14 protein-coding genes are annotated in these 22,827 nt (G+C 45.9%); all 14 read right to left on the bottom strand.

The window, feature by feature from the left end; translation table 11 throughout:
• Positions 1-38: 38 nt before the first annotated feature.
• The 14 genes from ABZD21_RS12430 to ABZD21_RS12365 all read right to left on the bottom strand — a co-directional run bounded on the left by ABZD21_RS12430 (position 39) and on the right by ABZD21_RS12365 (position 22,790).
• Positions 39-770, bottom strand: coding sequence for a nucleoside hydrolase-like domain-containing protein (locus ABZD21_RS12430; RefSeq protein ID WP_372775335.1), 732 nt, complete (start codon positions 768-770; stop codon positions 39-41).
• 20 nt (positions 771-790) lie between these two features.
• Positions 791-2,278 (bottom strand): DUF1593 domain-containing protein, encoded by a 1,488-nt coding sequence (locus ABZD21_RS12425; RefSeq protein ID WP_372775333.1) that lies wholly within the window; start codon positions 2,276-2,278, stop codon positions 791-793.
• Positions 2,279-2,348: 70 nt separating this feature from the next.
• Positions 2,349-3,617 (bottom strand): alpha/beta hydrolase family protein, encoded by a 1,269-nt coding sequence (locus ABZD21_RS12420; protein ID WP_372775331.1) that lies wholly within the window; start codon positions 3,615-3,617, stop codon positions 2,349-2,351.
• A gap of 112 nt (positions 3,618-3,729) precedes the next feature.
• Positions 3,730-5,352, bottom strand: coding sequence for a glycoside hydrolase family 30 beta sandwich domain-containing protein (locus ABZD21_RS12415; RefSeq protein WP_372775330.1), 1,623 nt, complete (start codon positions 5,350-5,352; stop codon positions 3,730-3,732).
• Between the two features lie 215 nt (positions 5,353-5,567).
• Positions 5,568-6,362, bottom strand: a complete 795-nt coding sequence (locus ABZD21_RS12410) for a sugar phosphate isomerase/epimerase family protein (RefSeq protein ID WP_372775329.1) — start codon at positions 6,360-6,362, stop codon at positions 5,568-5,570.
• Positions 6,363-6,591: 229 nt separating this feature from the next.
• Positions 6,592-8,805 (bottom strand): glycoside hydrolase family 3 C-terminal domain-containing protein, encoded by a 2,214-nt coding sequence (locus ABZD21_RS12405; RefSeq protein WP_372775328.1) that lies wholly within the window; start codon positions 8,803-8,805, stop codon positions 6,592-6,594.
• Between the two features lie 164 nt (positions 8,806-8,969).
• On the bottom strand, positions 8,970-11,462 hold the full coding sequence (locus ABZD21_RS12400) for a glycoside hydrolase family 9 protein (RefSeq protein WP_372775327.1): 2,493 nt from the start codon (positions 11,460-11,462) through the stop codon (positions 8,970-8,972).
• 112 nt (positions 11,463-11,574) lie between these two features.
• A complete protein-coding gene (locus ABZD21_RS12395; protein WP_372775325.1) occupies positions 11,575-12,720 on the bottom strand; it encodes an iron-containing alcohol dehydrogenase in 1,146 nt (381 codons plus the stop codon).
• Positions 12,721-12,889: 169 nt separating this feature from the next.
• A complete protein-coding gene (locus tag ABZD21_RS12390) occupies positions 12,890-15,043 on the bottom strand; it encodes an alpha-glucuronidase family glycosyl hydrolase (RefSeq protein ID WP_372775324.1) in 2,154 nt (717 codons plus the stop codon).
• Positions 15,044-15,231: 188 nt separating this feature from the next.
• Positions 15,232-17,181: a RagB/SusD family nutrient uptake outer membrane protein gene (locus tag ABZD21_RS12385; protein WP_372775323.1), complete on the bottom strand. Its 1,950-nt coding sequence runs from the start codon at positions 17,179-17,181 to the stop codon at positions 15,232-15,234.
• A gap of 11 nt (positions 17,182-17,192) precedes the next feature.
• Entirely contained in the window at positions 17,193-20,516 is a 3,324-nt protein-coding gene (locus ABZD21_RS12380; protein WP_372775322.1) for a TonB-dependent receptor, read from the bottom strand.
• 180 nt (positions 20,517-20,696) lie between these two features.
• Positions 20,697-21,695, bottom strand: a complete 999-nt coding sequence (locus tag ABZD21_RS12375) for a FecR family protein (protein ID WP_372775321.1) — start codon at positions 21,693-21,695, stop codon at positions 20,697-20,699.
• A gap of 69 nt (positions 21,696-21,764) precedes the next feature.
• Complete coding sequence (locus tag ABZD21_RS12370) at positions 21,765-22,340, bottom strand: RNA polymerase sigma factor (RefSeq protein WP_372775320.1); 576 nt, start codon at positions 22,338-22,340, stop codon at positions 21,765-21,767.
• A gap of 309 nt (positions 22,341-22,649) precedes the next feature.
• The gene (locus ABZD21_RS12365) at positions 22,650-22,790 is read right to left on the bottom strand and encodes a mannonate dehydratase (protein ID WP_372775359.1); all 141 of its coding nucleotides are present in this window, start codon (positions 22,788-22,790) and stop codon (positions 22,650-22,652) included.
• Positions 22,791-22,827 lie beyond the last annotated feature (37 nt).

The raw sequence follows: 22,827 nt of genomic DNA, 5'->3' as shown, positions 1-22,827 counted from the left end.
TCCAATTTTTAGTATTCTGTTTTTTGTGATGTGAAAAATCAGGCTATTCCCATCCAATGATATAACCGAGGGACTTCCCCCCAATGATCGTTCACCCTTCTCTCTATTTTTGTCCAATATTTCAAGTTTGCCTCTCTATTCTCAAATATGCTTTCAGGGCAACATCCAATCTGCATGTTTGGCGAAATCGTCCTGTACCTGGGAACGCCATTTGAAGACGGTTTGACGTCCCGACGGGTCGTCAAACCCTGAGCTAAGTCGCACGAACCGCCCCACACGCAAAACCAAACCAGTCTGGAATCGGGTTTTTCCAACAATGCGATTATCTTTTCCGAAGCTTCGCTATCCTTGCCTGCTCCGATAATTTCCATGGCGGGACGGCTATAGGTTTTCGATGTTCCCTGCCAGGTAACCGAACGCAGGTAATCTGCAGTTGGATAACGACTGTCATGCTTGCGAAGGTTTTCGTCAACACAGTCATACAGATATAGCATGTCCAGTATGTTTTGTTTGTTGGCAAAGTTTGCGAAGGTGCCGGAAGTTGCCACCAAACCTTCCACATCCAAATCATTGGTATAAAGAAGAAAACGAACCATGGATTGCACATCGTCGGAATCGCTTCGTTTTTCGGCAGGTCCGTATCCTGCTCCCCCGGGAATAACATCCACAGGAGGAAAGTCGGTTAAAATTACGACCCGGGGTTGGGCATATAAAACCCCGCTTACCAGGAAGAATGCGAGAAAAAACAGATATGATTTGATTGTATTCAATTCAGACTAATTTCAATTTTCTATTTCGGTGAGATAGTTACAATAACTCGCCTATATCTCGACAGTTGCGGTTCTCCTTTATCGGTGACTTTCAATATAAAATGAGCCGTAACCTCTTTCTCAACCACAGGAGCCACGATATAAACACTATGTACATTCTCTGCGCCCCCAATTTTTATCTCTTTCTTATAGGTACCAGCCTCAGGATAGTTGAACCATAAGAAACTGAGATTATCACCATCCGGATCGAATGAATCGAAGGCGTCCAAGCCAAATCCTTCTCCTGATTTTACCCTAATCTGCCCGGGATGACTCAATATAGGAACCGGAGGGTGATTGGCGCCCTCATAGCTTTTAGTACACCAATCCATGCGAGCCGCAAAGTCGTTCTGAAAATCATCGCGCCAACGCCACAAGCTTACTTTGTTGCCTGTAAATGTTGTGGTATCCGTTTTTACAGCCCGCCCATGTTCGCTGGGAATATAGGGCTTATAACTTTCAACGGCGTCGGTCCATATTTCACGCGTTTCAGGCTCAAATGGAACACCCGAATTACCTTGTTGCAGAGTAGAAAAATCGGGTTTCGAAAGTTCGTAGCGGCCACCCCAGCCGCCCCACTCCGGATGCTCCGGAACATTCAGTCCGTTTGGAATTAGTGATAAAAAGGATGGTGTATCGCCTTCAACACCCCAGGCGACATCAGGATATGCTGCGCCTAATGGCCCGTGGCTCTGCTGGATGTTTCGCGCGATCCAGCTATTGCTGATTGACTCGTTATTAATACCTTCTACATAAGTATTGATGCCTGTCCAGGTCGCATTGGCGTAGTAATCGCCCGGACTTACAATGAAAAACAGATCTGGAAAATTATTCCTAATCCAAATTCCGCTGTCATCCTGGTCCGAAATAGTATAGACCCTGAGTTTGGCTATCAACTTCTGCGCTTCTTCTTTTGATTTGGTGCGCTCAATGGTGTACAGCGCTTGGGCCAAGGTATTTGCACCACCCCAAACCGAAATCCACAACGGACGTTCGTCCTCTTCTTCCAATGTTTTGATAATCCAGTCTGAACCGTCTGAATCTTTTCCATCGCCAACACCCTGCATACCATATACCGGCAAGCCTTTTTTGACAAGCTTCAAAAGCGCTTCTGCAGTTGGGAAACCGGCCTCATGTTTCGAAAGGTTAGGTTGAACTTTCCCGTAAGCCTCAATCACTTTTTTGATTGATTCAGGATTCACCTGCGATTTATGCCAGCAAGAAGTCGTCGCCACTAATCCTTTCAGGTCAATTTGATTGGAATATAAAAACAGCCGCACAAACGACTGCGTATCGTCGGGATCGGCTTCGATGTCGGATAGTATAATGACCCTATTTTTATGTTGAATTTCCGCCAAAACCGTTTGTGAACATAATATTCCCCAAAATGCCAGTAGCAAAACAATGACTCTCCCGGTTGAATCCGTCAAAGTAGTACCTCCAATTTGTTCCAAACTATTTGTCTTCATTTTAACCTGCTTTTTATATGTTTCGCTTCTGCTTTTTATGACTCGTTTCTGGTCGGGAATCACCCCGGATTCAGTTATTTGTCTCGCTTTTCGCGGGAAGAACAGGATCTCCTGTACCCCACCAAGCTGTCCATCGCGAAAAATCAACATCAGGAAACGGATGGATTTCGACATTGGTATCCGCAGCAGTATCGCCAAGCAGAAACTTGTCCACAAAAGCTTCAACCTCAGGATACTGAATATCCGGCAATCTGCAGTGACCATGCCCGGCAACAATAGAATAACCAAAGCGATCGGATATTCCGAAGGTATCCCAGACGCGTTTTGCTGCTTTGCAGGACACATAGCCCGACTCATCGGCCAGCCATTCGTAATCAGGATTTCCAAGAATCAACAAAGCACGAGGGGCCACCATGGCCATCAGCTCATGGTGGTCGAAGGGTAGTTTTGCAACGTCTTTTGAAAACTGAAACATGGATTCCATAAACCAGACATGACTTGTACGACCGAGGGTTTCCACATTGCCCAAGGTTTCCGAGACTCTCCAGGCTGCTGCACCGCCGCCACCTGATTCCTGTGCAATTGTGAGGGCAATGCGTTCATCAAATGCGGCTGCGTACAAGGCCATTTTACCGGCGAACGAGCAACCGGTTATCGCCAAATGCTTTAGATCGATGGGCAATTCGTCAGATACAAGTTCAAGTCCGTCGATTAAACAGCTAACGCCCCAAGACCAGGCGCTGTAGGCCCCCATGTATGTCAGATCGGGGTAAAGTTTGTTGATCGGTTCACTACCGCGGGTTTGCTGGTGGGCCATCACTTGTGTGAAATTGAAGGCAATTTGCGCAATGTTCCGGCTGGAAAAAATATCGGACGGAAGACTACCTGAACTTCTTCCCACACCGATCACTGCGGGGAATGGTCCGTCGCCTGCTGGCAGGGCAACTTTCGAAGTCAACCTGAGTGTGTCGTCATTCTCAACGATAATCACGGTGAGCATGCTATCCGTATTGGAAAAGCTTGCAGTAATATTATCCGGACGATCCGGTTTGGGACCTATTTCGTAATGTTGAATCTCTGCGCCAATCTCTGCTCGCCGACGGTTCCAATCTTTAAAATCGGTGGAACGGCCACGTCCATCGGACCAGGCAAACGGATCGGTCAATGGCGCGACAACCGACAGCCCGGCAATATCCGGCAGAACAGTTTGTACATTATAAGCACTGGTATTCTCGACGTCGTAGACAAGCGGAATTGTTTGAGCAGATAAACGAACAATGCTCATTGTAATCAATAAAATGAATGCCAAATACATAGTTGATCTCATTTTTGTCTTCATTTATTTTTTATTTATCAGTTTAAGTTTGTCAATTAGCCCCGATCAACCGGATCATTTTGTAGCTGGACAATTTAAAATTGAATCTCATCCGATTTTTCATCTGCTTTTGGTTTTAGTTACTGATTACGACTGTTGTAATACTTTTTGCAGGTATCGTAAAGTTGACCGTAGCATTGTCCGTCATCAGCGATTCCATTTCCCGGTTGACAAACTCTGATGTCGTATAGGCTACCGCAGTAAATGAAGCGCCCTGCATATTAATTGTCACGCCGGAGATGTCGGAGTCAGAAGGATTAATGGCAACAACCACCAGTTTATTGTCGCCTTGATAAGCTGTCACATTCAACGCAGTTGATGGATTGTCGAGCTCTGCTTTAATCCGTACATATCCGGGACGTATAAATTTAGAAAACTGAGACATGGCGTAACCGCGCTTCAGAATCTGACCGCGGGTGGTTCCTTTCTCGCCGTCGCCCAGAAATGAATAGTAACGACGGATGTACCACCAGATGTAGGCATTCCAATTGTAGCTCATACAGGATTGGATTTCCGTCACCATCTCCATCGTTTCATTCCAAATCGTAGCGGCAGGTGTGTTTGTGGTCCAATTATCAGGATTGTTGCCACTGTTCAGGTTCAGGAGATGTTCGGTCATCCAGATTTCTTTTCCTTTCTGTTCGGCCAATGTGTACAGCGCTATACCTGAACCATACAGGTGTCCTCCAACGATATCCAGCTTTTCTGCGGCCTGAGCGTCGTTCAAAATATTATCCGTGTAAGAATGCTTTGAATTCAGCGATTCGGCCGCAAGCACCTTGGCTCCTGTGATAGTTCCGGCATAATTCTTCACAAAGTTGTACATCCCGGACGTCGTGTATTCGCATCCTTCGTAGCCAGCCACCCAGTCCGGTTCATTTTGGATTGAAACCACATCTACCTTGGCGCCTTGTCCATCCATATATTGAACAAACTCATTGATATAATTGGCAAAATCAGCGTAGTGCTCCTCCAACAAATATCCACCTCCGTTGACGCTGTTGTTGCTTTTCCACTCGGCCGGTGGAGACCAGGGGCTTGCCAACACCTCTACATTACGTTCGTTGGCTCCTTTGATTGAGCTTACCAACCCGCCCCAGTCATTCTTATTGGATGACAAACGCACCCTGTAAATCGAAAGTCCCAGTCCATTTTCGCCCGTACCAAAGGCCAAATCCATTTCGCTTTCAGTCAGGTAATCCGTTCCCCAAATCATATTCGCCCCGCCAAAACCTGAAATAGTCTGGTAGCTTGTATTCGGATCGAATGTTACGTTTATTTTCTTTACTGCCTTTGCAGCCTGAAAAACGAGAATAGTATCACTCAAATCTCCGGCTGGCGAACTTAATACGATCTTTTGCTGATTATCCGTGGCTGTCAGGTTGGCATCAAAAACGACAGTAACCGTCGTCTGAGAAGTGCCGTGATCCGCTGAACCACCTGCTCCCGGGCTAATTGTGTTTATAAATGCTTTACCGCGCACAACATCTCCCGCTCTTGCAGTCCATCTCGTGAAAGCCCAATTTACATCGAAAGTCAACGTTCCGCCATCACTTGAAACTTCGCCAGCGGCGATCGGGCTATCCGAAAAGGAAAGCGAAGCCGGCGGGGCCAGGTCCTCCTCACTATTATCACAGGCGACAAGAAAAAGAACCAATACAAGTAAAATCCACCTAGAAATATTTTTACATTCAGTCATTCAGTAAGACTTAAATTTCTTCTGTTCTTTCAAACCATTGTTTTTGGTCGGGAAAACAGCTGGGACACGTCCCGGTTTCCAAAATTAATTTCACTCCCATCAAAGGGACTTTAATATTGGATATTTGTTTTACAAACAGGGACACAATACCCGACATTACACCTCTCCAGCCCAAATTCACAGTGAAAAAATTCATTGTTCCGAAACCTCATCCTTTATTTTGACAAAAGCTTGTTCAAATAATTAAAACTTCTCGTGATGCTGGTCAACGGGTCTGTATTCTGAATTTCATCCTGTTCGACAAACACTTGTTCCATTCCCGCTGGTATTGAATATTGAAAAATTCCGGCCCAGTCAATAATCCCGCCACCCACTTCTGTAAAAGACTGTTTCGGTGTGTCGTCCATATCTTTAATATGCCACACAGGGAATCTCTGGGGATATGCATTAATCAGTTCATCCGGGTTTATCCCGGCCTTTTTAATCCAGTAGAAGTCAATTTCCATTTTCACCAATTCAAGGTCAGTATTCGCAAGAAGCAATTTATAAGGGACCTGGTTTTCCATTTCTATGAACTCAAAATCATGGTTATGGTAAAGCAGTTGAATACCTGCTCGTTTGGCCATTTCCCCGCATCGATTCAGGAGGTCGGCCAAGGTTTTGTACTGATCTAAATTCTCCCGTTCTTCCGGGAAGATGTAGATACAGCTAATGTATTCTGCCCCAAGGGATATAGCATCTGCGATGACCTTCTCCCAGCGATTTATCAGTGTTGCGCTGAGTTTCGGATTGTGCCGGCCTGTAAACGTACACAAGCTCCGTGGAGCCAATTGATGACGCCCCAAAACTGCCCGTACTTCCGATATTGGCCGGTTGAAGATTTTTCCGTCTTCATAATTCATCAGCTCCAAACAGCTATAGCCGATATGTGCAATCGCTTCGATTGTTTTTTCAAAATCCCGAAACAACAGGTCCCGAACGGTATAACTTTGCAAGCCAATATTCTTCATAATAATGTTCTTAACGTTGAATAACTGCCGCCAAATACCCTTTTTTTTCGTATCTAAAACTTGATGCTAATATCCAGACAAACAGAAACGCCGGCTATCTGGCAGGGTACAATAGCCTCATTCCGGTTCATCGGCGATTGATCCCGATTTCAGGTTGATATCAACGGCCTTGCATTCTGATAAAACAGGAAACAACTGGCCAGTAAAAAAACGAAGCAGCCGACAACAGCTATTTCAGTAATTTAACAGCATTAACTGATGTTACCACGCTTTTCGAAGCCCCGAGCGTTTCGCTTCTGCTTACGGGAAGTGATCCTCCGACCCACAGTTTGTAATCACCTTTTCGAAGCACGCGTTCGCCTGAGTCGTCAATCTGCACAAATGTTTTTTCGTCCAATTCGAACCGTACGGTTTGGGACTGACCGGCCGGGATCGCCAAACGTTGAAAGCCAACCAACGAATACAACGGATCTCCAGCCCCTGCCATTGGCGAGCTGATGTACAGCTGGGCTACTTCTTCCGCATCAGATTCTCCTGTATTTTCAATCGTCACGCTGGCAATCACATTCCCTTTTGAAGCAGGCTCAATTGTCAGTTTGCTATACTCGAACTGCGTATAAGATAACCCGAAACCAAACGGGAACAGCGGCTCTTTTTCCATATATTTATAGGTTCGGCCCTTCATGGAATAATCTTCGTAAGGAGGAATGTCGTCGACCGATTTTGGCACAGTAAAGGGCAGGCGACCCGATGGAATAACATCGCCAAAAAGCACATCGCCTACGGCTGTTCCGCCTTCCTGACCAGGGTACCACACATACATTACCGCATCGGCTATTTCATAGATTTCAGGAATCGCGATTGGCGATCCACCAGTTATGATCACGACAAGCGGATTGCCCTTACTCTGTTCTTTGATCCGTTTTAAAAAGTTGATTTGAGGCTCCGGCAGACGAATGTCCTTCCTGTCCCCCTTATAATCTGAAGCAATGGCTGCACCTTCTTCTCCTTCAACCAAGCCACTGAGTCCCATTACCGCGATGCAAACATCAGCCGACACGGCAGCGGGAATCACGTAATCAATCGGGTTGACATTCTCCTGATACGGAAGCTGGCCATACCGGTAATTCACGGTAGTACCCAGGCTTAACTTACTGACGATACCATCGAGAATATTCACCGTATTATCCGTCATTCCGTAATAATTCCCCAGAAGAACTTCCTCGTTGGCAGCCTGAGGTCCAGTTACAAATACGTTCTTCAGATCTTTCCTGAGTGGAAGAACGTGGTTTTTGTTCTTCACCAAAACAATCGATTTTTGGGCTTCTTCGAGCGCGAGTTTCCGATGTTTTTCCGATCCGATTACATCCGGGGAAATCCGGGCATACGGATTATTTTCGTCGCCATCAAAAAATCCTAGCTTGAACTTAGTCCTTAGTAAGTCATACAAAGCTTTGTCGATATCCTCTTCCGTCAACAGGTTTTTATCCAGTGCCTTTTGCAGGCTCTCAAAGGCATTGCCGCAATTCAAATCCAGCCCTGCCTTAATAGCCATGGCCGACGCTTCCTCGGGTGTAGCAACCATTTTGTGGTATTTCCAGATATCCTCAATCCCTCCGCAATCCGAAACGATGTGCCCTTTGAATCCCCATTGTTTTGTTAGTACTTCCTGTAAAAGAAAAGGACTGGCGCAGGCCGCTTCGCCATTGGTGCGGTTATACGCCCCCATAATGGCTTCGACCTTAGCCTCTTTCACCAGGGCTTCGAAAGCCGGGAGATAGGTTTCCCACAGATCCTTGGGCGAAGCAACGGCATTGAACTCGTGCCGAAGTTCTTCAGGCCCGGAATGCACGGCAAAATGCTTGGCACAGGCTGCAGCCTTCAGATACTTGGGGTCGTCACCCTGCAATCCTTTTACAAAAGCCACCCCGATGCGCGAAGTCAAAAAAGGATCTTCCCCATAGGTTTCCTGGCCCCGTCCCCAGCGCGGATCGCGAAAAATATTGATATTGGGCGTCCAGAAAGTAAGACCGGCATATTTGCTGTAATTACCCATTTTCTGGGCAATGTTGAATTTTGCACGGGCTTCGTCGGATATGGCAGTGGCCACTTCCAAAGCCAGTTTTTCGTCGAAAGTTGCCCCAAGCGCGATGGCCTGCGGAAAGACAGTGGCGCGCCCGTTGCGGGCAACCCCGTGCAGGCATTCGTTCCACCAGTCGTATTCCTTCACACCCAATCGCGGAATAGCAGCATTCGAATTCACTAATTGGCTGATCTTTTCATCAACCGTCATGGTCGAGATCAATTCGTCAATGCGGACATCCATCGGCAGGGACGTATCGAACCATTGAAACCCACTTTCATTTTCGTTCTTTTCCTGTGCCATCAATCCTGTGCCTAAAAACTGCAACAGGATAAACAAGGCGGTTAATTTCATTTTCATAAGTGTTAGTGTTTTATATCGTCGCTTGAATGCATGTTTATTGTGTGGTACCGTTAAAAATTCAGGTCCAAAGCCGGGATTCGTTTTTCACAACTCTTCAAATCGAAACCCCAAAATCGTTCCAAAACTATTCGTCAGTTTTAAGGTAAATTCGCTCTTAAACTTCAAATATTATTGGCCAGCTCTATTGCTGCCTGTACCAGCAAAATATAGCTGGAACCCACATTGACCACATACTCGTTTTCGCCCCACAGGAATGGCCAGTCTTCCTTGTTTTCAGGGAAATCGGGAGGCAGGATCAATACACCGGGAACAACGCCGCCCGCGATAAATGAATAATCGGCCCGATTGTTTCCATAGGCCACTTTTTTGGAGACAGTTCCTACCGCTGATACGAACGAAATGTCGGAGCCCGGGTGACAGCCGTGAATGTATTCAAGCGCTTTGAAGGTGAGGTCGGGAGTAACCAAATCAGGAAAAGCCTTGTGCAGAAAATAGTTCTCAATGCCTATTTCGATGATCCCACCGTTACCTGCCCAGCCACCCCTGGAAACAGGCAGGCCAAACGGAGTTTGTTCGTTCATCTGATCAGCGCTGTTTTGCATATCTGCGACTTTGACACGCACCTGAGCTTTAAAATCAGCATTCATCAATGGCATGGCACGCAAAAAGTGAACAGCATACCGCCTGAAACTAGTTGACAATTCATTCCATAATTCCAGAATCCGCTGGGCATATTTTTGATCTTTGGTGCTTATAAGCAGTTCGACCGCGGCTTTCAGTTCTTCATCCTGTAACTGGCCACCGGTTGTATTCCCGAAGTGAAAAAGGTCGGGTTCGTGGCTGTGTTCCTCATCCCAGACCTTGCGGGCAACACCCAGGCACTCCTCCGCCAGCTGGTCATTGTAACCACGCAGAGCCCGGCTGGCTGCAGTCAAAGCTGCAATAGAACCGTAATTCAGCGGTGTAGATTTACTTGTAAAGGCCCATCGGTCGTCAAACTTTCCGCTTTCGAAACCGGTGGTTTCCTGTTCACCCAGATTTTTATTGTAAATCAGGTTGTCGGTCATCGTCAATGCATCGCCCAGGTGAGTGTATTGCGAGATATCGGGGACAATAATTCCGGGAATTGCATGTCCGCAGTATTTATGCTGGGCCAGCAATCCCAGCACTCCATGTTCGATTTGTTGCAGGACATCTGGTTTTCCGTCCGGCTGGTGTATGTCCACATAGCGCTTTTCCTGACTGATGGTGGTTTCATCGCGCATGGGTTTGAAAAGCTCCCAGGTTTTAACCAGGTTGCTTACAACATGGTACTGGGTTTGAGTTCGAATGTCGAAGTCACCGGCATCAAACCAGCCACCAACGTTCAACCCCGGAATATGTTCTCCCGGCTTGTAAGGTGTATCGGTTGTCGGGCCTTGTGCGTACAGATCGAAGTGCTCATGCCCGACCGGGGCCTGAAGGGCATCATCCAAATGTGCGGCGCCATGCCACACGCGGTAAGCCTCATTGACTAACATGTGGTCCATCTGGACGGGGAAAAAGATATCAAGCGTGGGTTGCCAGGTCGTTTCGTAAACATCTGCGGAGATCCGAAAAGGTTTGGTTTGAACATCGGCGTATTCCAACAAGTATAAACCCGGTTCTTTCACCTGGGAAAAATCGAATTTCCCATATTCGTAGCGAAGGTAATTTTCGCGTTTGGCAATTTTTGATGAAAAAATTTCGAGTCTTGTTCCATCCGATTGAATTTTAACCAGTTTCACCGGCAAATCCGACTGATCGTTCCGGTCAAATTCAATGACTGCCACTTTCTGTTGACCGGGAGTGTATCCAACCTGCGAATGAGCAATCACCGGCTTGCGGGTCCATCCATCGATGGTATTGGCTGAAACAAACCATTCGATCACCTTCCCGCTTTTATTGGCCGGAATTAATTCCCGCACAACATACCATCCGTTTTGTGCTTTATTCCGTCCGTCGTAGATGTGTAATTTCCCGGTTTTTGAGTTGACAGTCACCCGCCGTTCTGGATCTTCAGGGGCCAGCACGATCTCACTCCCTTCGGCCAGGGACATTGGATTCCAAACGCCCTCAATAACCGTTGTAGGGCCGGAAGGATAGAGCGGGAACAGGTGACTTTGTCCATCTGCCAGGTAGGCCTTTTCAAAATAGGCAGCTGGTAAAAACTCGAAATTAAACCCGGCTTTTCCCTCCAATACTTTGGGAAGCGGTGTGTCCAGATTGATGGATATCACCATGCCATCATCGTATGGAACAGCCTTAATACGATAATTAAAATTGTAGTCGGGGTATTTCAGAGACGCCTCGATGGTTCCTGATTCTTTGTACACCTTCCGCTCCACAAACACAGGGATCGGGTCCCATTGCTCGGGTGTCGGGCTCAGACGAATATCTCCATTGGTAGCTGTTCGAACTTCGTGATGGATCAGCTCGACACCGCTCATTTTCGAATCGCCAAAATTTCCATTGTACCAGTTACTGAAAACCAGCACATTTAGTCCGCGGGTTTCAAAGTAGTCTTTTTCATTTAATTTCAGTTCCTGTGCTCTCAAGGGAGCTTTGGCCGACAGAACGAGGCCGACAACCAACAGGACAGCCAATAAGCATCTGTCTTGTTTCAATTTAGTCATAGCAGGTGGTTGATTAATATTGATTTCAGGTTTTCAAGGTTTATATCCTTGAACCCGGAAAACAAGACAAACTCATCTCCCGGGTGCAAGCATGCTACAAATTTCCTTCGTTTTAGGAGAAGGAATTTCTCAGGATCTTTTCTGCATCCTGATCAGACAAGGGAACCGGATCAACCTGGTAGAGTCCTCCCATTGTTCTGCGGGCATTCAGCGCCAGTTCCGGAAGTTCGCTTTCCAAAATGCCATAATCCGACAGCTTCAGGTCGTGAACACCACATTTTTTCTGAAGCTCAGTCAACGCTTCAATGAAATCGTCCTTACCCATTGCTCTGGCCATATCTTTAAGGCGCCCGGGAATTTTGTCCGAAAAGTGCGAGAAATACGCTTCCGACAAAATAATCAAGCCAGCGCCATGGGCCAAATCAGAATTTCTGGCGCTTAAAGCATGCTCCAGAGAGTGTTCTGAGGTACAACTTGAAGTTGATTCAACCAAACCGGACAAGGTGTTGGCCCAGGCCACTTTCCCCCTTGCCTCAATGTCAGAGCCGTCAGCTACAACTATTGGCAGATACCTGGCAATCAGGCGAATACTTTCGAGCGCGTAAAGGTCACTAATCGGATTTGCCACATTGGCAATGTAACCTTCGGCAGCATGGAAGAAAGCATCAAAACCCTGGTAGGCAGTCAACAATGGCGGCACAGAAACCATTAATTCAGGGTCAACCACCGACAATACGGGGAAAGTGCATGATACATCGCCGTAACCGATCTTTTCGTTGCCGTTGGAAATCACCGTCCACGGATCAGCTTCCGTTCCGGTTCCGGCTGTAGTGGTAATTGCCACAATTGGTAACGCTCCGTTCTTAATAGGTTGTCCTTTACCGGTTCCTCCGTGGACATAATCCCAGTAATCGCCGGGATTAACAGTCATTATGGCAATCGATTTGGCACTGTCGATTGAAGACCCTCCGCCCAAGCCAATAATAAAATCGCAAGCGTTGTCGCGGGCTATTTGGGCGCCTTCCATTACATGGTCCTTAATCGGGTTAGGCAAGATCTTGTCAAAAACAACCGATTGAATATTCTGCTGATCCAGTAAAGTCTGAACCCTTTTTAAATAACCAAACCGATGCATCGACTGCCCTGCAGAAATAACGATCAATGCTTTTTTTCCAGGTAGTTTTTCAGTTGCCAGCTGGTTCAGTTTTCCAGCTCCGAATAAAATTTTTGTCGGAATATGAAAATCAAAAGTTATCATGGTTTTTCTTCTTTAAATCAAATCAATAAAAAGGCCAATCTTTGTTTATCAGTTTTATTTTTCAAGAGTGAAACGATCAGCCAGTGTGCTTACTCCACAATTGCGTCGCCCATCGGGTTCCGACGCTAAAAATTAATTTTTCATTTCCAGCATCGGATTCTACGCTCATTTAATTATGATGCGTCATGTCGAATTTGAGCTTTTTCAGCTCATCGAGCTCATGCGCCGGACGGTCCAACTCATGAGGAATTTCCATGCCGGAGAACGTCTGGAAGTAGAGCAAACAGGCATCACGCCACCAAATGGCTTCCTTTACCTGAATGGCCAGCTTCGCCTGTACCTCTTCAAATCGCTGCGCATCAACTTTACCCTTCATCGAATCCCAGTTGTTCTGAAATACTTTCACCCGATCAACTCCGTTGGAATACCGGTAGCACAGCTCCTGCCACAGGGTGTTGCCGTTGTGCAATACATAATCCCAGGGTAAGTGGTGAAACCACAGCAAATACATTTCGGGACAGGTTGCCGGGTTGTCGTAGATTGACCGCAACGGCTCAGCATACTGCAAAACTGCCTGACTACCGGTTGAAGATCGATCGAAGCCAATACCAAAGGTGTCGGCTTTGTGGTAATAGGTTGGTAACCAGTCGGGCCGTGCCCCGGGCACCTCGCACCAGGGTTCCGGGCCGTAGTGATGCCCCCACCCCATCAGGTGATGTAATCCAATGGGTGTCATATAGTTGACAACAGCTTCGCGCGACTGCATCATCGTGGTTGTCATCGAAGCCAGAAAATCCTCATCATGGGAAAACGTCTGTTTCAGCCATTCATTGGCGATCGTTTTAGCGGACAAGTCACAATTCCATGCCAAACGGCCAAAGGCATACCAGCTTGATTGCGCGAAATGATGCCCGCACCAGTTGGCATCATCTCCGATATTGGCAACGCCGGCAATAGCTGTAATGGAGTCATTGAACATTTCGCCGTTGGTAATACTTGCTACGGTTGAGTTCCGCCCGTCGACGTAGGTGTCGGCATCGAGCGATTCCTCGAACAGTGTTCCCAGGTATACCAGATGATCCGAAAACCCAAGGTATTCCTGGGTGATCTGCAATTCGGGCATCAGCGTAGTGTGCTTCATAGCACCAAATAGCGGGCTGAAAGGCTCACGAGGCTGAAAATCGATCGGCCCGTTTTTGACCTGGATAATCACATTTTTATGGAACTGACCATCTAACGGAACAAACTCTTTGTAAGCCTGCTTGGCCCGGTCGTCGCCATCGGGATTATACACGAAGGCGCGCCACATCACAATTCCGTTATGTGGAGCTAAGGCATCGGCCAGCATGTTGGCACCATCAGCATGCGTACGACCATAATCCTGTGGCCCCGGCAAACCTTCAGAATTGGCTTTCACCAGGAAACCACCAAAATCGGGAATCAGGGCGTAAATTTCATCTGCCTTATCATTCCACCAGACTTTTACCTGATCATTCAGAGGGTCGGAATTTTCCAAACCACCCAGCTCTTTCGGTGACGAAAAATTAACCGACAAATACACCTTGATACCGTACGGGCGGAAGATATCAGCCAATACTTTTACTTTCTCCAGGTATTCTTTAGTAAGGATGTCGGGATTTGCATTCACATTGTTTAACACAGTTCCATTTATGCCAATAGACGCGTTTGCTCTGGCATATTGCTCGTAACGAGGGCTGATAACCGAGGGTAGCTCGTCCCATTTCCAGATCGAATAACCGGCATAGCCACGTTCCACAGTCCGGTCAAGGTTGTCCCAGTGGTTAAGAATTCGACGCTGGTAAGAGGGTTTCTCTGTGATGTTTATGGATTGGAGCGAAGAATCGGATGTTTGCAACAAGCGCATATAATGCCAGCATCCGTAGAGCACGGCTTTGTCGGTGTTGCCCGCAATCAGCAAAATCCCGGATGTTGAATCCGCACGAATAATAAATCCGTCATCGCCGAGCGCCTGTAATTCGGTCGAATCAATTTTTTCACGGATAATTTCCTGGTCGGCCGTGCCCACAACAACGGTTCGTTCCTCCACTTCGGAGGAAAACAAAATTGTAGTGTTAAAAAGGGTATTTAAACCGTTCTCCAATTCCTTCCTGATAATATCGAAGGTGACTGATTGCTCCGGAACATAAATGGATTTCGGATGATTTACGGGAACTTCACCGGCAGCCTTCATCTGGCTGAACCAAAGTTCTGCGCCATTCTGCCCAGCCTCTCGTTGAATACACCCTGGCTGCAGGCTAATGAACAGAATTCCGATTAAAACGAATAGGTTAGATATTTTCATCGTTATTGGATATTATTTTTTGTTACTCATGATTATACTGTTCGCCTTTAAACGATGATGCCAGCGAAACATAAATACCGGACTTCCCAAAGGCTTTCCGTAGCTGGATAATGAAACTGCTATTTGGAAAAAAAGGAGTTGTTGGGAACAACTCCTTTTTATATATCGACTATTAACAGAATCAGTTACTAATTATAGCCCGGGTTTTGATAGGCCGCTTTTTCGGCATCGCTCATCTGCATACCATCAATTTGTCCTTGCGGAATTGGACGCAAATAGTGGTAGGATTGAATATCGCGTGTTACAGTTTGTGGTGTGTGATCGCCGTAGCTCGAACCGCAAATTTCATACGAACCTGCAATTTCAGACCACTTTTGCGTGCGAACAAGATCTAACCAACGATAACCTTCACCAAAATATTCACGAGAACGCTCGGCCAAAATGAAATTGATGTCAATAGTGGCCGGAGTTGCAGCAATCATTGATGCGCTATTGTCCTGTACTTTGGCTGTATTGCCATTGTTGTCCCAGCGCCATTTTCCGGCACGTGCCCGAAGAACATTAATCAATTCCTTAGCACTTTTCCCAGCTTTTGTGGTTGCACCTTTCACAGCTGCTTCGGCGGCTACAAAGTAAAGCTCTGAGAATTTTGCAATAACAAACGGACGCGTAGAGGCAGCATTTGGTTGTCCCAACCCATTTCCGTTGTCGGTGCGGTAAACACCGAGCTTCCATAGCCCAGGATAGACAATCCGGCTTATTCCGCTTGGAGATACGACATAGTCAGCTCTTCCTGGTAATACACCTGCACCGATGTTACTCTTAAAAGTCGAATTGGAGTAATCAATGGCAGTAGCTGGTTCTTCGTCAAGGAAAGTAAGAATCGGATCGCCCGGGTTAACCGGCAAGTAGTTTGCATTATACACCGGATCGCTGATACCGGCTTTATCCCAGTTACCACGGTAAACGGTCGTAAATGTCCCATCGTAACGGGAATCATTCGTTTTGTCTGCAAAAGTGTTTTCGATAGCACCAATAGTCGGACACATCCGCGTCCATGGACGTCCCAAATGTTGTTCAGCTTCACGCTGAACCGAACTCATGGCAGTCCATCCTGAATTTGAGAAACTACTTCTAATGTTTGTGTAGTTCCAGGTCATCATCCATACAGCAAAATTATCGGGAGCACCTCCACTACCATAGGTAAGACTGCCACCATTGTAAAATTCACTTGTCTCGGTGTGATCAGCGTACAATAAGGTTTCCTTGTTGCGGTCGTTTGGCGCCCAGTTAACGTCATAATAAGTTTCTTCCAATCCAAAATCTCCCGGATTTTCAATACCTGATGTTGCCACATCGTAGGCTTGCTGGAAATACCATTGTGCATCGTGTCCGTCCAGGTCTGTCCGGTCGGTTTCGGGATAGGTTGGAATGTTGTTTGGGTTTTGCAACCACCAACCGTATGTTAAGTAAGCTTTTGCAAGGAAAAGGCGTGCCAATGTTTTCGTAGCACCGCCGGTTACACGACCTGATTCAGGTAAATCCGCTACTGCTTTCAACAAATCCGGAAAAATGGCTTTGGTATAGACTTCAGGCACGGTATTACGTACAGAGGTCCTTGCCGGGGCGGTATTAAACTTCAGTTCCCCTGCACCTAAATCCAAAGCTACTCCACCAAAGGTTTGCACGAGCATAAAGTAATCGAAAGCACGGAAAAACCGGGCTTCGGCGATCAGGGCGTCCGAAATTGTCCCCACAGCAGCAGCATTCTCAATAATACCGCTGGCGGTGTTGATGTTAGAAAATGCGGCTCCCCATAGTACATCGGCACGGCTACTTGTCGGGGTAATTGAACCTGCACCAGAAAGGTCCATATCCTTAAAATTTGCATCGGCACTCTGTGCGTAAGTTACTTCGTCGGTACCTGTAAGACAGGTGTTATAGTAGTAAGCTTGTCCGTAAACATAGCGCAGGTGGGCATACATTGAGGTTAGCCCTCCATAAACCCCTTTTTCGGTTTTGAAAAACCCAGGTTCATAAATACTGCGCGGCTGTTCTTCCAAAATATCCGAGCACGACACCAGGAATAATGTTAGTACTACGGTTCCTATCAACGTTTTTATCTGTATACGTTTCATTATTGTCCTTTTTAGAAATTCAAATTAATACCAATCATGTAGTTTCGCGTTGCAGGCGAGTTCGTCCCCAGAGTCAGCAAACGGCGCTGATAACCAGTAGTTACCGCTGAATTTTCATCGCCATATGAGTTGGTCTCGGGATCCAAACCCGACTCTTTGTGGAAAGGAGAGAACATCACAAATGGATTTTGGACGGTAAAATAGACACGAAGTCTGCTAATACCTGCATCTTTCATCCAACTGGAATTTTCGAAATTATACCCCAGCGACACCGTTCGTATTTTCAGATACGAGCTATTGAAATACCCGAGAGTACTTCCATATTTTGGATTGTCACCTGCGGTTATACCACCGGGTTTTGGGTATTTAGCGTCTGTATTCTCCGGAGTCCAATAATCGACCTTCACGTTACCACGACGTCCGCTCAACATATTAAGATATCCATAGGATGAGTGAAGTGTGCTAATCAGCATTCCACCACTTTTAAACGTTCCGACAGCACTCAGGTCGAATCCTTTATAAGCCACACGGGTATTGAAACCACCCTGGAAATCCGGATCTATGCTCATGATTTGCCGGTCATCTGGCCCGATTTGTCTTGTCGGTGTGCCATCTTCATTATAATCGCCGGCATATTTCACTTTAATCATACCAACATTTCCGCCTGGTTCCAGAATATCACGGTGGAGATCATTCTCCTGCCAAAGTCCGACTTTTTCATAGTCGTAAATCACGTTAATTGGCTGACCAACAAACCACCAGTTTGATCGATCCTCGTCTGAACCTGAGGCAAGTGCCTTAATTTTGTTTTTGTTGGCATACAGGTTGATTCCTGCCTCCCATGTCCACCCGTTCTTGTTGTCGATAATGGTTCCATTAAAAGAGAGTTCCACACCATTGTTTTGGGTCGCACCGATATTAGCCGTATAGCTGTTCACGCCCGATGTAGGAGGCAAACCAACGCTCAGCAAAATGTCTTCGGTATTGGTCACATAGTACTCTATTGTACCAGACAAGCGATTTTTCAGCATGGTAAAATCCAAACCATAATTCCATGTTTTAGAATACTCCCATCCTAAGTTGTCGTTAGGAAGCTCTGACACGTAGTAACCTGTTGAGTAGGTTTCGTTTCCAAAGTTGTATGGTCGGGTATTCAGTCGTCCAAGTGTTGCATAGGGGCTGATAGCCTGATTGGAAGTTTCTCCGTAACCAACACGCAGCTTTAACCTGTCAAGCACCCGGACATCGTCCATAAACGACTCGTTTTTAATATTCCAGCCAGCTGACACGGCAGGATAACTATGCCATTTATGGCCTTTGGCCAACCTTGATGAGGCATCAGAACGGAATGTTGCTGTCAACATATATCGATCGTCGTACGTGTACATCGCCCGTCCCATCCACGACATCAACCCGCTAACCTGATAGTCCTGGTTGTTTGGATTAACCGTAATTTCACCTGCGGCCTGGCCCAGGTTGTAAAATTGGAAGTCGTCCGAGGGAATATCCTTTGCGGACATGGAAGAACGGTTGTATTTCGTTTCCTCAGCAGAGTACAAGGCGACGACATTCACGTGGTGTACATCGTTAAAAGTACGCTCATAGGTCAGTAAATTCTCTATAGCCCAATTGGTTGTGAGCGAATTACTAACTGACGCAGTTGAAGGGGTTGTTGGATTGGTACTGGTTATTCCCTCGCCGGTGTAACTACCGCCATTGCTCATGCGAAAGTTCAAACCCAGATTCGCACGATACTTTAATCCTTCAACTCCCGGAATTTTCACCTCGCCATACAAGGTGTTGTACGACCCGAATGCCTTGGTCTGGCTCAACCATTTGTCACCAATATTTTTAATTATATCTCTCGAATAAACCCACTGTTCATCCAGAGGCATCTTAATGGTTCTTTTCCATGTTCCGTCCTCGTTATAGGGATCCGCTATTGGCGATGCAGCTAATGCGCCGTACAGTCCAACGTTGCTACCTTCGGTGACGTTAAAGTTATTGTTTGTTGTAAAGCCAAAGTGGAATAACTCGCCTACTCCCTGGTCAATACTACCACGCATTGAGAAACGGTCGTATTGTTGTGTTGGTACCACAGCTTCATCGTGGTAGTAGCCAGCGCCGAAGTTGTATGTACCTTGCTCTGTACCTCCTGAAATGGTTACGTCATGGCTTGTCACCACACCGGTCCGATATAACAAGTCTTGCCAATCGGTATTTACGTCGTCCGATTCATCCAACGCATTTGTGAACATATCGGCAGCTTTTCGGAGTGCCACAAATTCTTCCCCGTTCATCATGGGGTATTTGGCAAAAACGTTTTTCACACCATAGTAGCCGCTGTAGTTGATTTGCGCTTTCTGACCTCTCTGCCCTTTGTTTGTAGTTACCAAAATAACACCGTTAGCACCACGCGAGCCGTAAATAGCAGTTGCTGACGCATCCTTCAGGATATCGACGCTTTTGATGTCATTCGGGTTGATATCGCCAATCGAACCGGCGAAGGGGATACCGTCAAGTACAACCAACGGATTATTGCTGGCATTCAACGAGCGTGTACCGCGAATACGAATCTGCATTTCGGCGCCCGGCTGAGACGATGTTTGCGACATTTCCACCCCAGGCATACGTCCTTGTAAAGCCTGCGTGATGTTCGACGATGGAGTTTCGCGCAATTCATCACCTTTCATTGATGCCACTGAGCCCGTTACTGCTTCTTTTCGCTGAACGCCATAACCAATTGCAACAACCTCCTCAATACCAATTGTTTGCTCTTGCATCACCACATTAACCAGACTTCTTCCTTGTAATGGAATCTCCTGTAGTTCCATCCCAACAAACGAGAACACCAATATCGCGTCTCCCGGAACGTCTGACAGCGCATAGTTCCCGTCAAAATCAGTAATGGTTCCGTTTGTGGTTCCTTTCACCACAATCGCCACACCGGGCAACGGTAGCTTTCCGCTGTCAGTCACTTGTCCTGATATTTTTCGCGGTTGCTGCGACTGAGCAGTAACAAGTGCCGTTTCACCTTCAGACTTGGAGATCACAATGTAACGGTTCATAATTTTGTATGAAAGACCGGTGTCTTCCAATACCTTGTCCAAAATATCTTCCACCGATTGCTGCGTCGCCGAAATATCGACCTTCCGCTGAATATCGATCGAAGAAATATCATATGCAATTTGCATATTCGATTGCTGTTCAATTTGTGAAAACACCTCCAGTAAGTTGGCATTTTTCAGCTGGATGGTATAGGCTTTGCCTTGAGAATAACTTCCCGAAGCAAAGGAAACCATTGTAGCCGTTAGTAAAAGAATAAGTACTTTCATAGTTCGACTAATTTTTTCCCATGGGACAATATCGACCCATGAAAAAATCTTCTTGTTTTTTTTCATAAATTTGGAATGAATTAATTAAACGTTTTAAATAATGTTTTCGATTCTAAGGGGAAGTGGTGGGACACTTCCCTTTTCATTTTAGACTGGTCTACTTAGAGCATAGGCAAAATTTTATTTCTTTGTGATATATATTTTACTGCCGTTCACCGTGCATTGCGCACCTACAGCTGATTCAATTATTTGCAGCAATTTATTGAGTTGCTCTCCTTCCAATAATTTTACCGTGAGTTTGTTTCGTTGGAAATCCCGGGGATTGTATACAACTTCCATGTTGTACCATCGCTCAATCTTTCGGGCAAGCTTAAAAAAATCATCATTAATAAAGATCAGCCTGTCATCTTTCCACCCTATTGCAGCCTCCCGATCCAATGTTGATGTCGAAATTTCATTGGACTTGCCAGAATAAGCAATTACGTTCCCCGCTTTCAACTCATATTTTTTGTTTTCTTTATCTTTTAAATACAAATTGACATGCCCTTCGATCAAGGACGTTTCCGTAACCGCTTCGTCGTTGTAGGCATTCAAATTAAATTTTGTGCCTGTTACTTCAATATCAACATTTGCAGTACGCACAAAGAACGGTTTGCCGGCATCTTTGGCCACATCAAAATAGGCTTCTCCTGTCAGGTTTATATCTCTGGTTTTCCGGTTATAATCAGACGAATAGGTGATTTGCGAACCTGAATTCAACCAAACGGAACTTCCATCTGGCAATTCCACTTTGGCTTTCTGCCCCATAGGAGCTGCTGCTGTAAAAATGTTTGTTTCAGGCTTCTGAGCAAATAGCCCATACAAAACACCTAACACTAAGGGGATAAGCAACACTGCAGCAACCTGCTGATAGTAGCGCACAAAGAGCTTTAGATATTTTCCTCCCGAATGTTTGCTCGTATTTTTTTGTTCGTATTGCTGAATCCTGTTTTTTAGGCGATCGTAGTTAAGGGGCAAATCGTCAGAACTGGCTGCGATCCATTGATCGGACAACCATTGTTCAAGTTCTTTTGCCTTAGTGTGGTCATTCATTAAAATTTTTAGTTCCGCAATTTCGGAACCAGCTAGTGGCTGGCCGGAAACCAGTTTATCGATGAGGGATGAGAGTATTTTGTCCATACGAATTCGGTTCGTTTTATTATGAATACGAAAACCTGATGGACCTCCGTGACAGCAAAGGTGTTTTTTTCAGAAAAAAAAGAATAAAAATGATTTCAGTGCTTTCAACTCAGTCCTGAAAAACTGTAAAGCTCTTCGGATCTGGGTGTCTACGGTATTTTCAGAAATATTTAATTTGGAGGCAATTTCACGATAGGACAATCCTTCGAACCGATTCATCGTGAAAATCTGGCGGCGTTGATCGGGAATTTTTTGGAGCATCGCTTCAAGCCAGCTCTGCAACTCCTTTTCCTCTATTTTTGTGTCTATATTATTTACACCAAAATCAGCAACTAAAGCTCCATCCTGGATATAGACCGTTTGTCCGAGCTTCTTCCTCAATTGGTCAACTACAATATTTCGGGCTGAGCGGAACAGGTAAGATTCAAACGGGCGTTCCGAATCGAGTTTCTCCCGATTCATCCAAATGCGCAGAAAGACATCGGAAACGAGTTCTTCCCAGTCGGAGCCAACAGGGATGGCTCCCTTCAGGAAATTGCCCACCTTGCCGCGATAACGGTAAAAAATGAGCTCGAACGCCATTTCATCACCCTTATTCAGACGTTCAATCAGCTTTTTTTCTTCTATTTTGTTTCGAATACTCAAAATTGAAATTGATAGTTGGTAAAAGATACTATTTTCCCTGAAATTAACTGCACTTCCGTAAAATGTAAAGATAGATGGCAATTAAATTTTCACCAAATACCCCGACAGCACAGCTTATATTTTCCGGAATAACCAAAATCAATATTACTGCATTGCCTTCATATTCTCAAGCCTTTATGTAACCCTTTTATGGTCGACGTCACTGAAGCGTATCAGAATGAAGCCAAAAACGAAACAATCAATAGGACAAGGTGCACCAATCCACCTTGCACATCATCAAACATTAGATTAAGCAAGCGAATCGTCAGTTCAAAGCATCCGTTCAATTCCCATCTCCAGGCCCGACAATTCGGCTAAGCCTTTCAATCGACCGATCAACGGATAACCCGGATTAGCCGATTTGCCATAGTCGTCGAGCATTTTGATGCCATGATCCGGACGAACCGGAATTCGGACATCCGGACGACCTTCAGCCTTCCTTCTTTTT

Source organism: Mangrovibacterium sp. (genome assembly GCF_041596335.1).
In the GTDB taxonomy this organism is placed as follows: Bacteria; Bacteroidota; Bacteroidia; order Bacteroidales; family Prolixibacteraceae; genus Mangrovibacterium.
This window is presented reverse-complemented; position numbering and strand designations above follow the sequence as displayed.